16 protein-coding genes and 1 rRNA gene (1 of these 17 running past the window's edge) are annotated in these 17367 nt (G+C 40.9%); 7 read left to right on the top strand and 10 right to left on the bottom strand.

The window, feature by feature from the left end; genetic code table 11:
* A 16S ribosomal RNA gene (locus tag GTQ43_RS07340) occupies window positions 1-1275 on the bottom strand; it reaches 216 nt to the left of the window's first position.
* Between the two features lie 307 nt (window positions 1276-1582).
* Between GTQ43_RS07340 and nadC the strand changes: the two genes are divergently transcribed.
* Window positions 1583-2449: a carboxylating nicotinate-nucleotide diphosphorylase gene (gene nadC, locus GTQ43_RS07335; RefSeq protein WP_265271979.1), complete on the top strand. Its 867-nt coding sequence runs from the start codon at window positions 1583-1585 to the stop codon at window positions 2447-2449.
* A gap of 208 nt (window positions 2450-2657) precedes the next feature.
* On the opposite strand, the gene GTQ43_RS07330 is transcribed toward nadC, so the two are convergent.
* From GTQ43_RS07330 to GTQ43_RS07310, 5 genes are all read right to left on the bottom strand, one after another.
* Window positions 2658-4421 (bottom strand): ATP-binding protein, encoded by a 1764-nt coding sequence (locus GTQ43_RS07330; RefSeq protein WP_265271977.1) that lies wholly within the window; start codon window positions 4419-4421, stop codon window positions 2658-2660.
* Window positions 4418-5482, bottom strand: a complete 1065-nt coding sequence (gene phnD / locus GTQ43_RS07325) for a phosphate/phosphite/phosphonate ABC transporter substrate-binding protein (protein WP_265271976.1) — start codon at window positions 5480-5482, stop codon at window positions 4418-4420. Before phnD ends, GTQ43_RS07330 begins: the two co-directional genes overlap by 4 nt.
* Before the next feature lie 112 nt (window positions 5483-5594).
* Entirely contained in the window at window positions 5595-6770 is a 1176-nt protein-coding gene (locus tag GTQ43_RS07320; protein ID WP_265271974.1) for a DNA double-strand break repair nuclease NurA, read from the bottom strand.
* Window positions 6771-7009: 239 nt separating this feature from the next.
* The gene (locus GTQ43_RS07315) at window positions 7010-7795 is read right to left on the bottom strand and encodes an HAD family hydrolase (protein WP_265271972.1); all 786 of its coding nucleotides are present in this window, start codon (window positions 7793-7795) and stop codon (window positions 7010-7012) included.
* A 136-nt stretch (window positions 7796-7931) separates the two neighbouring features.
* Window positions 7932-8501, bottom strand: a complete 570-nt coding sequence (locus GTQ43_RS07310; protein ID WP_265271970.1) for a Rieske 2Fe-2S domain-containing protein — start codon at window positions 8499-8501, stop codon at window positions 7932-7934.
* A gap of 583 nt (window positions 8502-9084) precedes the next feature.
* On the opposite strand from GTQ43_RS07310, the gene GTQ43_RS07305 reads away from it, so the two are divergent.
* The 4 genes from GTQ43_RS07305 (at window position 9085) to GTQ43_RS07290 (ending at window position 10976) form a co-directional block, all read left to right on the top strand.
* A complete protein-coding gene (locus GTQ43_RS07305) occupies window positions 9085-9420 on the top strand; it encodes a hypothetical protein (protein ID WP_265271969.1) in 336 nt (111 codons plus the stop codon).
* A gap of 136 nt (window positions 9421-9556) precedes the next feature.
* Complete coding sequence (locus GTQ43_RS07300) at window positions 9557-9775, top strand: hypothetical protein (RefSeq protein ID WP_265271967.1); 219 nt, start codon at window positions 9557-9559, stop codon at window positions 9773-9775.
* A gap of 97 nt (window positions 9776-9872) precedes the next feature.
* Window positions 9873-10115 carry a hypothetical protein gene (locus tag GTQ43_RS07295; protein WP_265271965.1) on the top strand — a complete coding sequence of 81 codons (243 nt, stop codon included), beginning with the start codon at window positions 9873-9875 and terminating at the stop codon, window positions 10113-10115.
* Window positions 10116-10307: 192 nt separating this feature from the next.
* Window positions 10308-10976, top strand: coding sequence for a prolyl oligopeptidase family serine peptidase (locus tag GTQ43_RS07290; protein WP_265271963.1), 669 nt, complete (start codon window positions 10308-10310; stop codon window positions 10974-10976).
* A gap of 322 nt (window positions 10977-11298) precedes the next feature.
* Here GTQ43_RS07290 and GTQ43_RS07285 read toward each other — a convergent pair whose 3' ends face one another.
* Complete coding sequence (locus tag GTQ43_RS07285; protein WP_265271961.1) at window positions 11299-12042, bottom strand: response regulator transcription factor; 744 nt, start codon at window positions 12040-12042, stop codon at window positions 11299-11301.
* 157 nt (window positions 12043-12199) lie between these two features.
* On the opposite strand from GTQ43_RS07285, the gene GTQ43_RS07280 reads away from it, so the two are divergent.
* Window positions 12200-13264, top strand: coding sequence for a YheT family hydrolase (locus tag GTQ43_RS07280; protein ID WP_265271959.1), 1065 nt, complete (start codon window positions 12200-12202; stop codon window positions 13262-13264).
* Window positions 13265-13362: 98 nt separating this feature from the next.
* Here the strand turns inward: GTQ43_RS07280 and GTQ43_RS07275 are convergent, their stop codons facing one another.
* Entirely contained in the window at window positions 13363-13530 is a 168-nt protein-coding gene (locus GTQ43_RS07275) for a hypothetical protein (protein ID WP_265271957.1), read from the bottom strand.
* Between the two features lie 150 nt (window positions 13531-13680).
* Between GTQ43_RS07275 and hetI the strand changes: the two genes are divergently transcribed.
* Entirely contained in the window at window positions 13681-14400 is a 720-nt protein-coding gene (gene hetI / locus GTQ43_RS07270) for a 4'-phosphopantetheinyl transferase HetI (protein ID WP_265271955.1), read from the top strand.
* 89 nt (window positions 14401-14489) lie between these two features.
* Here the strand turns inward: hetI and GTQ43_RS07265 are convergent, their stop codons facing one another.
* On the bottom strand, window positions 14490-15293 hold the full coding sequence (locus GTQ43_RS07265; RefSeq protein WP_265271953.1) for an SDR family NAD(P)-dependent oxidoreductase: 804 nt from the start codon (window positions 15291-15293) through the stop codon (window positions 14490-14492).
* A gap of 557 nt (window positions 15294-15850) precedes the next feature.
* Window positions 15851-17365, bottom strand: coding sequence for a thioester reductase domain-containing protein (locus GTQ43_RS07260; protein WP_265271951.1), 1515 nt, complete (start codon window positions 17363-17365; stop codon window positions 15851-15853).
* Window positions 17366-17367: the final 2 nt, after the last annotated feature.

The following is a 17367-nucleotide window of genomic DNA, read 5'->3' as shown; positions in this document are numbered from 1 at the left end:
GCAGGCGAGTTGCAGCCTGCGATCTGAACTGAGCTCCGGTTTACGGGATTTGCTTGCATTCGCATGCTTGCTGCCCTCTGTCCGGAGCATTGTAGTACGTGTGTAGCCCAAGGCGTAAGGGGCATGCTGACTTGACGTCATCCCCACCTTCCTCCGGTTTGTCACCGGCAGTCTCTCTAGAGTGCCCAACTTAATGCTGGCAACTAAAAACGAGGGTTGCGCTCGTTGCGGGACTTAACCCAACATCTCACGACACGAGCTGACGACAGCCATGCACCACCTGTGTTCGCGCTCCCGAAGGCACTCTTCCCTTTCAAGAAGATTCGCGACATGTCAAGCCTTGGTAAGGTTCTTCGCGTTGCATCGAATTAAACCACATACTCCACCGCTTGTGCGGGCCCCCGTCAATTCCTTTGAGTTTCACCGTTGCCGGCGTACTCCCCAGGCGGGATACTTAACGCGTTAGCTACGGCACGGCTCGGGTCGATACAAGCCACGCCTAGTATCCATCGTTTACGGCTAGGACTACTGGGGTATCTAATCCCATTCGCTCCCCTAGCTTTCGTCCCTCAGTGTCAGTTACGGCCTAGCAGAGCGCCTTCGCCACCGGTGTTCTTCCTGATCTCTACGCATTTCACCGCTACACCAGGAATTCCCTCTGCCCCGAACGTACTCTAGCTATGTAGTTTCCACTGCTCTTATCTAGTTGAGCTAGACTCTTTAACAGCAGACTTACATTGCCACCTGCGGACGCTTTACGCCCAATCATTCCGGATAACGCTTGCATCCTCCGTATTACCGCGGCTGCTGGCACGGAGTTAGCCGATGCTTATTCCTCAAGTACCGTCATTTTGTTCTTCCCTGAGAAAAGAGGTTTACGACCCAAGAGCCTTCCTCCCTCACGCGGTATTGCTCCGTCAGGCTTTCGCCCATTGCGGAAAATTCCCCACTGCTGCCTCCCGTAGGAGTCTGGGCCGTGTCTCAGTCCCAGTGTGGCTGATCGTCCTCTCAGACCAGCTACTGATCGTCGCCTTGGGAGTCCATTACACTTCCAACTAGCTAATCAGACGCGAGCTCATCTCTAGGCAGTTAACCTTTCACCAATTAAGGCACATCCGGTATTAGCCACCGTTTCCAGTGGTTGTCCCAGACCTAGAGCCAGATTCTCACGCGTTACTCACCCGTCCGCCACTGTGCCCGAAAGCACCGTTCGACTTGCATGTGTTAAGCATACCGCCAGCGTTCATCCTGAGCCAGGATCAAACTCTCCGTTTTGAAGCGTTTGTAAGCTCAATAGCTGCTCTTTTTTAACTTCAGCTTAGTTATCTTTATTTTCTTGACGCAACACACTTGCTGTATAATTGCTTTCAAACTATAATGTTTTCAAGGTTCGGTATCCCACAAAGCGGCGCTTTTCAACGCTCCGCTTCAGGCACTTATTCAATATACCGAACACAACTCCTCATGTCAACTATTTTTCCAAATTTCTTTTGGGAAGGATTTTCTATCGCTATCAAAACCTTTGTGGGTAAGACTTTTAAGCTATATTATTCCTGGTAGTCATTTAGAAAACAATAAATTTGTGAGCAGTTATGCTGTTTTACCGCCTTGGCTGGTTTTAGATTCAATCTTGCGCGGCTGCTTGTTGGAGGATATTGGTAGGGGAGATCGCACAACAAGTGCGCTATTAGTAGAAGATGTGACGCTAGGTAAGGCTTTATGGATAGCTAAAGCTTCAGGAATAATTGCTGGTTTACCAGTTGCAGCTAGGGTATTTCAAATTTTGAATGAAAAAGTCAGCTTTGTGGCGGTTGCGGCTGAAGGTACATGGTGTGAGCCGGGACAGGTGGTAGCTGAAATTCATGGTTCGCTAGATGCGCTACTGATGGGGGAACGAGTTGCTCTGAATTTAGCTATGCACTTGAGTGGGATTGCTACGCTCACTAATATATATATAGAGAAAATTGCTGATTTACCTGCTCAGTTGGTGGATACGCGCAAAACTACACCAGGGCTGAGACTATTGGAAAAGTACGCGACTGCTTTGGGTGGGGCGATTAATCACCGTATGGGGTTGGATGATGCGGTGATGATTAAGGATAATCACATTGCTGCGGCTGGGGGAATTGGAGAAGCTGTTACCCGTATTCGTTCTCGGATTCCTTATCCTTTGACTATAGAGGTAGAGACAGAAAGTTTAGAGCAGGTGAAAGAAGCTTTGCAGCACAATGCTGACATTATTATGTTGGACAATATGCCTGTGGATATGATGCGTGAGGCGATGCAGTTGATTCGCCAGCACGATAGCCGGGTGAAAATTGAAGCTTCGGGGAATGTTACTTTAGAGACGATTCGCGGTATAGCAGAGACAGGTGTTGACTATATTTCTAGCAGTGCCCCGATTACTCAGTCGAAGTGGTTGGATTTGAGTATGAGGATTATACTTTAGATAAAAAAGGTAAATTATTTTAATACAAAGTTGATATAGTGTTACATTTTTTAAGGATAAAATTTTACTAAATATAATCTATAAATACTATTTGAAGTGCGGAATGTGAGAGAAGAATATCAAGCTATATCCTGAATTTATTTCTTAAACTTAGCATCATCGAATTTACTCATAATTATCAAGAGGCAGTCAAGAGTCACTAATTTCTTTAGACCTCTAAGGCTTGAGAATCAGTGGACAATTTTAATTTGTTAGAAGCTACTGGTATCGCCACTTGATGCAAAGGAATCTCAATCCAAAATTCGGTTCCTTTTCCTATTTCTGATTCACATCGTAGTACTCCAGAGTGTCTCTGCACGATAATCTGGTAACTAATTGATAAGCCTAAACCTGTTCCCTGTCCAACAGGTTTAGTGGTAAAAAATGGATCAAATAGTTTCTTTTTAACCTCTTGGGTCATACCTGGGCCATTATCTCCAATTCTTACTAGCACTCGATTATCGCTAACAATCTTAGTACTAATTATAATTTTACTAGGATTGCTCTCAATCTCTTGCGGAGAACGTTGACCATTGCACATATCAAGGGCATCGATCGCATTATTAATTACGTTCATAAACACTTGATTTAATTGTCCTGCATAACACTCTACCAGAGGTAACTTGCCATACTCCTTGATGATTTCAATTTTAGGATGTTCTGGTTTGGCTTTCAATCGATTTTGCAAAATCAGCAGTGTACTATCAATACCTTCATGAATATCAACTTCTTTCATGTCTGCTTCATCTAGATGAGAAAAGGTGCGTAAAGATAAGACAATTTGCTGAATTCGTTTAGATCCCATTTTCATCGAGTTGAGGATTTTGGGTAGGTCATCTAGCATAAATTCCAAATCAATGTCCTCAATTTTTTCCTGAATCTTTTGTCCAGAGTTTGGGAATTCTTCTTGGTAAAGACGTACAATTTCTAGGAGTTGTTGTGTATATTCACTGGCGTGGACGATATTACCAGAGATAAAATTAACGGGGTTATTAATTTCGTGTGCAACTCCTGCTACAAGCTGACCCAAACTAGACATTTTCTCAGTTTGAATCAGTTGAGCTTGAGTGCTTTGGAGTTCTTGTAAGGTTTTATGGAGTTCGGATTCTGCCTGTTTGCGTTCAGAAATTTCTAACTCTAGGCGTTGGTTCATTTGGGTTAATTCAGTGTTTTTCATTAGCGTTTCACGAGATTCAGCTAGCTTCAATGACATATAGTTGAATGACTTAGCAAGGTCTTCTACTTCATCCCCTGTCTGAATATCTAGACGGTAATCTAGGTTTCCATCTGCAATTTCTGCGGTTCCTGCTTGTAATTTTTGTATAGACTTGATAATTGGATGCCAAATCACTATAAATTTTCCAATAAATAGAATTACAATAACTTGCACAACTACAAAGGAGATGATTCTCTGCACTTGATATAGATTTTCTAATTCATTTTCTACCAAGAGATTCTGCTGATTAGCACGTTCAATTAGCTGACTAAGGAATAACTCAATGTCTCTGTCAAAAGAATTGATGGCTCTAAAATATTGCTGAGAATCTGCTAAATAAGTGTCGCTGGAATTCCACTGCGTTAGTTGAGTTGCCAACTGGGTAAGAAACTGGTGACGACGACGAATCACTGAAATCTCCGCAGCATCTGGCATCAAGCTTTCTAACTTGTCGAGGGAGTCTAGAAACTGTTTGGAAGACTTGAGCATTCCTGTATCCTGAGTCTTCAGTAAGATAATATCCTTGAGTTCAATAATTTCAGATTTTAAGGCATTTTCCGCAGTTAGAGAAACTTTGAGAGTTTCGGTGGTTTGATTGCTTTTTTCACGGATAGTCTGCTTGATCTGTTGGACAGCTATAGTATTGCCAATGAGAAGAGCTACTATTAGTCCGACAGACACAATTGAACCTGTAAAAAACTTTGTGGATATTTTCATTTTGCCGGAACAGAAATTAAGTTGAGATATTTTCGGAGTTGCTCAATAGGAGCGTAATCTGAAGGACTAACAAGAGTATATCCGGCTGATTCAGTTCCAATAATATCCTCAAGACCTTCTGGGCTACTAATAAAAGCCTGTTTTAGCCGTTGGATTAACTCAGGTGGCAGTTTTTTGGAAACTACTATTGGGGAATTAGGTATGGGGGCAGATTCCCATAGTATTCTAAATTTTTTGGGTGTTAGTTTGCCGCTTTTTTGCCACTTTAGGTAAGAAGGAATATTAGTTGCTGCGGCATCAACAATATTATCTTCTAGTGCAGCAATACTTTTGCTGTGGCTGCCAGCATAGAGAACTTGAGCAAAATCCCGATTATAATCAATACCTAGTTTTTTGAAAGTTGCCAGTGGCATCAAATAGCCAGAGGTTGATAATTTGTCCACAAAGGCAATGCGTTTACCTTTGAGGTCTTTTAAGGTTTTGATAGAACTGTCTTGTTGGACAATGATACACGCCCGATACCAGGGTTGTCCCGTGTTTTTATCGATGGGAGCAACTAACGGTTCGATTTTAGCACCCCTGTCTACTGCCTCAAGATAGCTTAGAGGCCCAAGATAAGCCATGTCTAGCTTATCTTGAACCAGCCAGTCAATGATTTGCTCGTAATCCTTAGTAATCTGGAAATCTACTGAACTTGCGATCGCATTTTGTACTTTCTCGATCTCTAGTTTTTTATGTCTTCCTTGTACCCCTACTATCTGTGATTGTGATTTAGTATCAACCTGTCGCCCAAGGGATTGCTCCAGGTATTCTTTTAGGGGTTTAATCATCTGTTCTTGCTCTGTCCGATTTTGGGTAGGTAGCACCCCAATTCTTAAAGTCGATAAGTTTTGTTTATTATTGGCTGAAATACCATCGACAACAGACTGATTATTCTCAGATACTTTTCCAGCACAGCCTGTACTCAGTTGCGTCAAGATTACCGCTAAAATCAGAATTCTACTTTTACTGAATAAACGATATCTGGTAATGAGCCACGGTGCTACTAAGCACTTCTCCATAAAATTCAAGTTAAAGATAGATATTACATAGCTCAAAAATTCTAGGACTATAGCTGATCCCAGAAAGCTACTTGCATATTTTGCCCTAAATATTTGCTGAACTTAGGAATTTCTAAGCAATACTTCCACGCTTTCTAGCTTCTTTGTAGGAAGTTCCGACATTTTTTAAACCGGCTTTAATCATTTGTTGTTCTAGAAGGGCAAAGAAACGCGCTCTATCGCCACCTTTTACCACTGCTTGATTGTGCGCTTCAGCGATCGCTACTGGGTAGCCATATCCTTTTTGCACTTGTGCTAGCATCAGTCCCAATGCTTGATCTAGCATGGTTGGATTCTCCGCTACCCATGCGGGAACTTCGATGCGGGCAATTTCAGTACCAACGTGGACATAGCAAAAATAAATGGTTTGATCGCCGTAGAGTTCGAGAATCGGGGAATTACTGCGCCAAAGGGTACTGCGTTGTCCTGGTTTGAGTCTGGTTGCCCAAACAGAAGTATCTCGCAACTGTTCAAAAATTTTACAAGGTACTTTTTCTAGCTGATTTGGGCAATGACTTTTACAGTCCGGTACTGGATGAGGACAAGCCAATAACCGTAAAAAATTCATTGTTTCAATGCTGCGAGAGGCGCTAAGATAACCCATCAGGGGAATTTGAGCATCACGCATTTGCTGCCAAGCTTCCAGGATGGGGGGTAAAATGCGATCGCGCGCGTCCATTGGTAATTGTTCTAAAAACCAGTAAATTAACGAACCATCTACCATTGCCAATGCTGGTGCTTCCCCTTTAGCTGCATAGGCAAGTTCTGCCAAAACCGTTGCTTCTGAAGCAGTACGGCGAAAACTCATCCATTCTTCGGTTCTAATTCCCCACTGCCGAGACATATATAAATCTTCTGGGCGATAAAATACTTCTGGCAAGCTATCAAGTAGCGGATGGCGGTTTTGTCCGTAGTGTAAGACGACTCTGCCAATATTTAAGAGATAACAGTAAGCAATTTCGTGATGGTTGGGGGCAATTTGGGAACCATCAGTAGCAATGACAGTATGAATTTTTGGCGGAACTGGGATATCGATGCAAGTTTCTAGCGGCTCAATTGGGGTAGCATTAGCAAAGAGAATGCGATCGCGCCATTTTTCCTGGCGATCGATTAAATCTTGTTGAGACTCATAAGCATTTTTTAGATGTTGTTGCGCCAATTCTAAACGCTGGCGACTGGCAGCAGCTTCTAAGGTAAGATGCTGACTTAAGCCCTGCATTTGTCGCGCCAGTTTTGTTAGATCGAGCATAAAGGTAAGTGATAAGTTAGGAGTTAGGAGACGCGATTAATCGCGTCTGTACAAGAGTTAGGAGTAGAGATGCGATAATCATGTCTGTACAGGAGTTAGGAGTTTTCCGAATTCTTGATTATTTACCTACATCTTTTATAAATACACATCTCCAGAAATTAAATATGCTTTATTCATAACCCTTGTAGAGTCGTAGCAATGCTACTTCTCTACATTATTTTTCGGGGATATTTAATATATTAAAGCCAAGCAGAAAAATCTCTGGCAAACTGAGACAATGATAACAACTTAATCCGTGTATCATTTTGGGCAGTTTCCCTTTCTGTTTGGGTATTATAGCCCCAATCTGCAAGGAATAGTTTCACATCTTCAAGGTCTGTTTGCTGTTGGACTAACTGCAATGTCTTGAGTCTATCTTCTACAAACCAGAGACTAACTAGCTTGTTTTCTGCTTCTTGCTTTAATTCTCGCAAAATTTCATATTTGGGACGCTTGACTTCTTTTCCAAAAATTGCTGCTGTCGGTAAATTAACTCCTTGTTGTTGCAGCAGCTGCTGTACAAAACGTCCTTCTTTAGTCGTTACAATGTATAGCTTAACTCCACTGTCAAGAGTTAATTTGAGCTTTTCTACTACACCCGGATAAAATCTATGCAGACTTAGCCAACCGTCTAAATCCGTGGTAATCCATTCATCTCTTTGGTTATCTAGTTTCGCAGCAATTTCTCTTGCTTGTAACTTGTCATTTAACAAAAGTTTTGGAGCAATGCTTAACCATTCATGAAGAATTTTCTCATCAGGAGTTCCATCTACTAAGGCTTTGATTAAAAGGGGCATTTCCCAACCTGTTTCAATTACAGGTCGTAGGCGATAGAATCTCAAAGCTAAATCATCTGCTGGTGTGTCGTTAGCTGGCGACCAAATTTCACAGTAGGTACGCCACGCTACCTCAAAATATTCAATTAGTCCGTCGCAAATCACTCCATCAAAGTCCAGGGCTAAAATTGTGGGACTACTTGCGGTCATTGTTTTGAGGATGAAACTGCTGTTGTCAGCTTACCTGACAAATTTAAATTATGCAGTAATTTTTCTGAGTCTTTTAGAATTTATAACTTGCTCCAAAAGGATGATGCATTGTCTAATCTAATTTGATATTGGTAGCTTAACGAGGATCTACAGCAGGTTTTTGATCGACTAAACTAACTTGGTTTTGCTTGACTACTACAGTGATCAGTGGTAAGGAACGCTTTGCTGGGCCATGAATTACTCGACCCTGAGAATCGTATTGAGATCCATGACAAGGACAAATAAAGTGATTTTTCTCAAGATCCCACTCAACTGTACATCCTAAATGGGTACAAGTTGGATTGATAGCGTACTCAGCAATCTTTGGCCCGTCTTGAATGATGAGATAATCAACGCTATTGTCTGGCAAGCCTTTTACAAGAATTGGAATTCCGGGCTTTGCGGTTGTTAATAGTGCATTAGTTTCAATTTGCTTACCGTCTTTGTCTAGTGCCACAGATCCGGGAAGATAATTTTGACAGCGTGAATTCTTTGGATATAGGGAGCAAAGGGTTTCTAGGCTGATCTCATGACCTTGGCTGACTTTGGGAAATAGATATCCGATCGCTACTGATGCGACTGTACTACCTAGTGTGTAGGTTAAAAAATCCCGACGCGTCTTTATCCTAGCTGGAATTTTGCCATTAATAGAAGAATTTTCTTTCATGACCCGATTTACCAAGAAAGGTCTATTAATATAGTACGGTGCGATCGCTCCCATCACAAATCAGAGTGTTATCTTTGTCACATTTATTCCTATAGATTGGGAATTATACATATAGATTTTGATTGAGAAAGGATATTATGCGTATGCAAAAATATTTATGTCATTGCAAGCGGAATAAAATGTAGCGAACGCGAACAGCGTCTCTACGAGTTGCATAAGTCCGAAGGACTTATGCTTCATTCCGCTTTGCTCCATTCGCAATGACAAATGTATATTTAATTTTGCATTACTACTTATTATGCAATATTCCATGTTTACAACTAAATGATTCAAAAAGTGCAAAAATAAGTGATGGAGATTCTTACATCAAAATCATGAAGGCAATACGCGCAGTATTGTCCAAGCATTGGAAAAATATACGCCATTTCAACCAGAGAAGTAAATTTATCCGAGTGAATATCTAACTTAAGAGGTGTTTCGCTCAAATTTATTCTCAAAGTCTCTCCAGAGAAAGAACTCTTTATACCTTCATTTTTTTAGAGTGTTATTAGCAAAAGGACGTTGTTTAATAACTGAAAAAGCCATGACTAAGAATAATCAAGAAAATCAAATTAATCAACCAGTGAGCGAAGATTGGCATTCTCATGAAGAACCAAATGTTAAGGAAAGAAACTTAACTGCAAATCCGGGAGATAGAATCGCTGATGAGTCTCAACCCGTTGAAGAAAAAGCTCAACAGGTAGCGGTAAATGATGTACCAGACATTACAGGCGAGAGAATTACAGTACCGACTTACTTCGTTGTCGATGAACCCAACGGGGAAAAGAAGGCACTACACCACGTTAAAGATGCTGAAGAGATTTCTGACGTAATTCGGCAAGCACGAGTTGACGAAAATGGAAATCGAGTTTGGTGGTAGTCATTTATTGAAGAGATACGGGGACGCGGAGAGTTATTTCTTTGTGTCCTCGTATTTGTCTTCTTTGCTTAAGTTACTCTATTAATGACGCAATTAAAATCTGGAAATGTTAATAGGATAAAGGCTAATGGCAAATATGACAACTACCAAAGAATTAATATATTGGAGTACACCAGAAATTAAAAATCAAATTTTAGAACTTGTTAAAGGTCGCAATGTAGAGCCGTTAAAAGCCAAAGTAGAATTTTGTAAAAAGGAACTAGCACCATATTTTGCAGAGTTGAGCCGACGTAATCCCTTTACTAAGGTTGCAGATCAAGTGGCGATCGTCATGGGAGTATGGGTACCAATATAGTCTACTATACCTTTTCAAGATATTTTACCTGGTAGGATACACGAGCAGTCTTACCAAATTTTTCATAATGATGGTTACTATGCAAATATTGCCCGTTATGCACCAGGACATAACTCTGGTTTTTGGCAAAAAATTGTATCAAAACTACCAGCTTATGACTTTAATGTTGTTGCAAAAATATTCAGTTAGAGATGAGCAGTGGGATATTAAAAATGTTGGGATATTCCAAGCATTGAAAAATCGAGAAATTCCTTTGACAATTGATGATGCAGACGAGTGGTTTACGACAACAGTCAAATCTAAATTTCAAGAGACATCGCCAAATATAGATTTACAGTAAGAACTTATATTAAAAGATATGGACAGAAATACTGTCAAAAAATTTAAAAAAGTTTACTTAGCTACTTCTTTTTTAGAGCATCTATATATAGATAATGACTTTCGTTTAGTTAAGAGTCAACGAGAAGCAACACAGCGACCAAGTTATACAATAGCTATTCGTAGACGTTAAACTGACAAAATTTTTTATTTTATGCCGCCGCGACAACAACAAGTTACTTCTATCGATAGCTATAGCTACCTGCTATTCTTGCCTAATAGACTGCACCCAGACGGAAGTCGCAGCGAAACACAACAGCCACTTTTACCAACAATCCTATGTTTACACGGTTCGGGTGAGCGAGGTTCTAACTTAAATGATGTGAAAAACCACGGTGTTGCCAAGGTTGTAGAACAACAGCCAGATTTTCCCTTTATTGTCATTTCTCCCCAATGTCCCCGCCGTGAACATTGGTCAGTAGAGCAATTAAGCATCCTTCTTGATGAGGTGATTGCAGCGTATCCCGTTGATCCAGATCGGGTTTATCTGACCGGCTTAAGCATGGGTGGTTACGGAACATGGGATTTAGCAGCAGCACAGCCCCAAAGATTTGCTGCGATCGCGCCTATCTGTGGGGGTGGTAATCCAAAAGCCGCACGTGAGTTAAAAAATCTACCTGTGTGGGCATTTCACGGAGCCAAAGATAATGTAGTTCTCTTAAGTGAGTCCGAGATTATGGTTTCTGCACTCAAAGCCTACGACGGAAATGTGAAATTTACAATTTACCCAGAAGCCGATCATGACTCTTGGACGCAGACATACAATAATCCAGAGTTGTATGAATGGTTTTTGCAGCATCAACGACAGCCGATTATGGATTAAAGCTTTTGAACAGTATTTTATAAAACAAAGTCAGAATTCAGAAATATATGTAGAGACGTTGCATTGCAACATCTCTACATAACTTATTTATAATACCATTAATCGCGGTATTAAAATTAGAAAATATAATCAATATGGGTCATGATTCGACATAGCAATTAATTGTTCTGGCTACGCCAAAAAACATTAATTACTATGTCTCTCCACTCCCTCGCATTCATGAGCCAGCGCTGTAGACGGCATCCCAGACTCACTTTTAGGAGTGTGGGATGAATGCTGATTCAGCTAAATCATGGCTTAGTTAAGGGAATTTAATGTGATTTCATTCAACTATTGTTACTGAAGCTCCTTCATTTGCTGGAGGGATACCAGGTAACTCAAGACAGTATCCAGCACCATATACTGTTTTGATATAGCGGGGGTGGCGGGGATCTGGTTCTAGCTTGGTTCGCAAGTGGCGAATATGGACTCGAATTGTTTCAATGTCGTCATCAGGATCGTAGCCCCAAACTTCTCTGAGGATTTCACTGGGAGAAACCGTTTGACCGTGGCGTTGTAGTAAGCAGTGAAGTAGCTCAAATTCCAAGTGAGTCAATTTCACTGTGTCATTGAACCATATTGCCTCAAATCTTTCGGGAACTAGGGTAAGTGAGCCATAGTTTAAAATCTCACTATGCTTTGCTGCTTGAGGAATGCGGTCAGTCCGCCGCAAAAGTGCCCGCACTCGCGCTAGTAGTTCTTCAACTTCAAAAGGTTTGGTGAGGTAGTCATCTGCACCAGCATTGAAGCCTTCCACCTTGTCCTGAGTTTGGCTCAAAGCCGTCAACATTAACACGGGAATCTCAGAGGTGCGATCGTCGCGGCGGAGGCGTTGGCAAACGGTAAACCCATCTACCCTGGGCAACATTAAATCGAGCATAATCAAGTCTGGTTGTAGCTGGAGAGCCAGCGCTTGACCTTTGATGCCGTCTTCAGCTTGACTAACATCGTAGCCAGCCATTTCCAAGTTGACGGCAACTAGTTCTGAAATCGCTGGGTCATCGTCTATGACAAGAATCCTCGGCATTCTTAAAAAATTATTACTACTTATTAAGGATAAATAACAACCTTTGATAGATACAAAGATTTTTGAATCAATGATGAAAAAGTTTTTAAATCTTACATAAATATTAAGATTAAATGACTGTGAAATCAAGACTCAATTACACGAAATCTTATAGTCTATGATGTGTTATACTCCCTCCTACAATCCGTCTTGGTTTTTACAAAACGGTGTGATGATGACTGTGTACACCGCTTTGTGGGGAAAGCGTTACTGGGAAAGGACAGCTAAAGACCCAGAACCGTCTTATCACGAAAAAATCTTTGTTGGTGGCCAAGGTGTGCCAATTTTCGGTTTGGTTGCCATCCCGGAAAATGCTCATAGCACGATTATCGGTACTTATGGCATTACTGGAGAGTTAAAAACAGAATGGTTTTTGAGAGTGCTAGGGCGTAAAGCTTATGCTCAAGGGTACGCTGTGGTGTTATTTGATTGGCGAGCCCACGGCAAAACGGCCGTTTTGTCCCCCACTCTAACTTCTGATGGTTTGTATGAGGGGGAAGATTTTGTTCGCATCGCCGCCGCAGCTAAGGCAATGGGATGTCCGGGTAAATTTTGGTTTACAGGGTATTCTTTAGGGGGGCAATTGGCGCTATGGGGAGTGAAGGTAGCAAGTGAGGTAATTAGTGAGAATGAAGATTTAGGGCTAGAAGATAGCGATATTGGTGGTGGTATGGTGATATGTCCGAGTTTGGATTCGGAGCGATCGCTATCTTATCTAGTTACAAAGCCCTTCGGCAGATATTTGGAAGCGGGGATTGCCAAGAATTTAAAAAAACTGGCATGGCGAATTCATGATGCTCATCCGGGAAGCATTGAACCAGAAGCCATTGAGCGGGCAAATAGTATTTGGGGTTTTGACAATGAACTGGTAATTAAACGGCTGGGTTTTTCTTCTGTGGAAGCATATTACCAAGCGAGTAGTGCTTTACAAATATTGCCGCAAATCTCAAAACCGACTTTGATTTTATATGCTGCCGATGACCCACTTTTTGACCCAAGTATCATACCGGAATTACAAGAAGCTTGCGATCGCAATCCCGCAATAGATTTGTTTCTGACTCAATACGGCGGCCATGTTGGCTATTTGAGTAGCAAAGAGTGTCAGCGCCAAGTAAAGGATTCCGATCCTTGGTGGGCATGGAATCGGGTTTTAGAATGGTTGGAGGAAAAGCGAATAGCCTAGAAATACCTCGTCCTGACTTGAAAGCAACTAAATTTATTTAAGGGGATGTTAATTTTTAATTCTTAATTTTTAATTCCCCGAAAGGGTTGACCCAGAAGCTACCACAATATCATTGGTAAACCAGCAATGACAGAAGCAATACCTGTCCAGAGGGTAAAGCGTTCAATATCTAGTTCATCTAAAGCAATGCTCATTTGCCTAATTGCTAATAGCAGTGCTGCCAGTAGTAGAATAAAAAAGGCAAAGTACCGCAAATTAATAATCATTCATCCTCACCAAAAAAGTTGTTCTAATAGTTTTTAACAAGCTTTTACAAGGTTTTTTTGTTCCAGATTTAACACTTTCGGAGATAAACTATTTACCAGTGAAGATATACAGCAGATTTCAGGTAAATGAGGTGAAAAATTTTTGACCCAATGATCGGTTCTAATGATATTTGGCAACCTGCACCAACAGATTTAACTCTATTACAGGATGAGATTCATGTCTGGCGCATAGACCTTAACCAACCAGAATCACAGCTACAAAATTTAACTGCAACTCTTTCCAGTGACGAAATAGCTCGTGCTGAACGATTCTATTTTCCCAAGCATCGGCAGCATTTCATCGCTGGTCGCGGTAGTCTGCGAACTATATTAGGTCGCTATTTGGATATTAAGCCGTCACAAGTTCAGTTTAATTATCAGCAGCGTGGTAAACCAGTATTAGCAGATACATTTGCCGAGAGTGGGCTGGCGTTTAATTTGTCTCACTCTCAAGAATTGGGTTTGTGTGCGGTGAATTGTACTCGCCCAATTGGTGTAGACCTAGAATATATTCGCCCGATGTCTGACTTGGAAGCTCTTGCCAAACGGTTCTTTTTACCGAGAGAATATGATATGTTGCGATCGCTATCTCCCAACCAACAGCAAGAAGTATTTTTCCGTTACTGGACTTGTAAGGAAGCTTATTTAAAAGCAACTGGAGACGGACTATCCCAGTTAGAGCAAGTTGAAGTGTCGTTGACTCCTACAGAACCGGCTAAGTTACAACTATCTGAAGACTGGAGTCTTTTTGAATTAGTACCTGCTAACAATTATGTCGCTGCTGTTGCTGTAGCAAATTTTGGCTGGGATTTAAAGTGCTGGCAGTATTAATCCTAGTCATTAGTCATTAATTAAGTTACTTATTCTTCCCCTGCCTCCCCTGCTTCCCCTGCTTCCCCTACCTCCCCTGCTTCCCCTGCTTATTTATCTTCCTGCATATTTCTCACAATTTTTGTCACCAACTTTCTAGGTACAAATCTGACGCTTTTTGCAAGTAGTTTATTCATAAAACCAGGAATGACAATGGTTTTACCCTTCATTAAGCCGTGAAAACCAATTTCGGCTACTGTTTGTGCATCCATCATCTTCTTGCCCTTGAGCAACTTAGAGTCAGCCATCCCGGTACGTTCATGAAAGCCAGATGCGGTTGAACCTGGGCAAAGAACTGTCACAGTGACACCTGTACCTTCTAATTCATTAGCGATCGCTTCTGAAAAAGATAAGATATAAGCTTTAGTAGCAAAATAAACCGCCATTAAAGGCCCTGGTTGAAAAGCAGCAGCCGAGGAGACGTTTAATATCTTACCTTCACCTTGCTTTACCATCTGCTTCACGAATAGCTTGGTTAAATGGGTGAGACACACCAAATTTACCTGTAACATTTCCAATTCAGTAGCTAGGTCTGTTTCGTGAAATAATCCATAGATACCAAATCCAGCATTATTTACCAGCACATCAACATTAATATCGGCTTTTTGCAACTCAGTGAAAATTTCATCAGGAGCTGTTGATATAGATAAATCCTTAACAATAGTTTTGACAAAATTTCCGAATTTCTCTTGGAATTTACCCGCAATTTCTACAAGCTTTAACCCGTTTCTGTCTACTAAGACCAGATTGTAATCATGAGCAGCAAAAATACATGCTAATTCGTACCCAATTCCACCGGCTGCTCCAGTAATAAGAGCAGTTTTTTTGCTCCGACCTTGATGTGTTGTGTTCATGTAAGAATATTGGTGAATTCAACTTGATGAAACTGCGTTGCATTTACAGTGGTTCTCGTTCTACAATTAAGCATGCGTAATATTTGAACCGACAAGAACTGTCTTGAGTTATTACCCTTTCAAAGGCTTGTATGATGTCTTGGATAGATGTAGCTGTCCAAACGCAAATTTAGGACTTATGCATCGAATAAGTGAGGCATTAAAGAAGTTTGGTTATTTCAAACTATTACTACTGGCTTTTGATTACTCACCAAAGCCAGCAGCTAAAATCAAACTTTCATGCCCGACACTAACCATTCTATCCTTAATTGCTGATGTCAAGAGGTGAATACTAAAAATTTACATTATTGAGCATAAAAAAACAGGGCAATTATATTGCCACTGTTGGAGTATTAGTTGTTGCTGGCATCTGAAATATTGGCTATTCAGTAGTACTGAGTTTTAAAAAACATGGACTAAAAAATTATTTTGTAGGGTGTGTTACGGTTTCCGTAACGCACCGAAATATCAGGGATAATACGTTACATTCCTAACACATCCTACAGAAGTTGAAATTCCTAAGCGAGATTCAAGAAGCCGCTTTGAATCAAGTAGGCTGTATAAGTCATAAACAATTGAGAGTCAATTGGAGGACAAGCAATAGAACTACCTGCCAATGCATGAAGAGTATCTTGGCAGCTAATATGGGGTCTTCTAGCTTGTAAATACAAATCAGGAATAGTCAGTTGTTCATCAGACCAACGTTCCAGCAAAAATGGTCGCAGAGTATACAAAGGATTGTCAGCAGAAGTCACATTATTGATTAGCTCAGATTGCCATTTTTCATAAGGAATCATTTCAACTGAATAACCAAAAGAGCGTATCCACTCAACTAGCATTTTCAAAGCGGCTGGTTGGGGATGTTGTAAATTGAAAGCTTTACCTATAGATTCTTTTTGGCGTGATAGATAAACAATCGCTTTACTTACATAGTCTACAGGTGACATATCCAACATATAATCTACATCAGGGAAATATCCCATTTGTAGACAGCCCTTGGTCATCAAGTTGATAAAGTCATGTGTGTTACAAATGCCTGTTTTGCTATCACCTGAAATCAGTGGTGGTCTGTGGATAGTTACAGGAAGTCCACGGTCACGAGCAATTTTGACTAATTTTTCAGCTACCCATTTTGTTTGTGAGTAACCAAGATAAATGCCTTCCCAATGATTAAATTCATCCTGTTCTTTAACAACCTTGCCAGCATAAGCAGTGGATTCAAAAACAGCCACACTAGAAACGTAATGTACAGGCTTGACTTTTACTTGACAAGCCAATCTCAAAACTTCTTGAGTACCTAAAACATTGGCTGCTTTCAGTGCTGAGTATGGAAAAACATAATTCAACAAAGCAGCACTATGATAGATGGTGTCAATATTGGCAGCTAAAATTTGAAACTGTTCCGAACCAATACCTAACAAAGGCTGAGATAAATCGCCGACAATTGGAATAATTCTGGAGCTAAATTCTTCCTGCCAAATTGCATACTGTTCCAGATTTTTTTTGAGTTTGCTTTTGCCTTCTTCGGCATTAGCAGCACGCACTAAACAATAGATATCTGCCTTAGTTTCTTGTAGCAATTCCCGGATGATAAAGGCTCCTAAAAAGCCGGTTCCTCCAGTTAAAAAGATGTTCTTGGGTTCACCCACAAGTACATTAGATGCAGCACCAGGATGGATGGTGGGGTCAAGAACAGCCTCAGCACCTAAATCTAGAACAGAGGGTGCAGCGTTAGCATTAGAGGCTACCACCTTTGTATCTTGAACTGGTGAACCTTCTTGTACTTCTTCAGCTAAACGTTGTGAAAGAGCTTCAATATTTGGGTAATGCCACAATAGCAACGGAGATGGTTGAAATCCGAGCAACTTTTCTAAGTTACTGACTAGAATCATTGCTTGGGCTGAATCCAAACCATAGTTTTCTAAATGTTCTTTGACATCTATTTCATCAGTTGCTACTCCTAGCAACTTAGCTAAATTAGATACCAAAAATATTTGAATATCGTTTGCTGTGAAAGACTGTTTTATAGTCATTT

The organism is Nostoc sp. KVJ3, assembly GCF_026127265.1.
Taxonomy (GTDB): Bacteria; Cyanobacteriota; Cyanobacteriia; order Cyanobacteriales; family Nostocaceae; genus Nostoc.
This window is presented reverse-complemented; position numbering and strand designations above follow the sequence as displayed.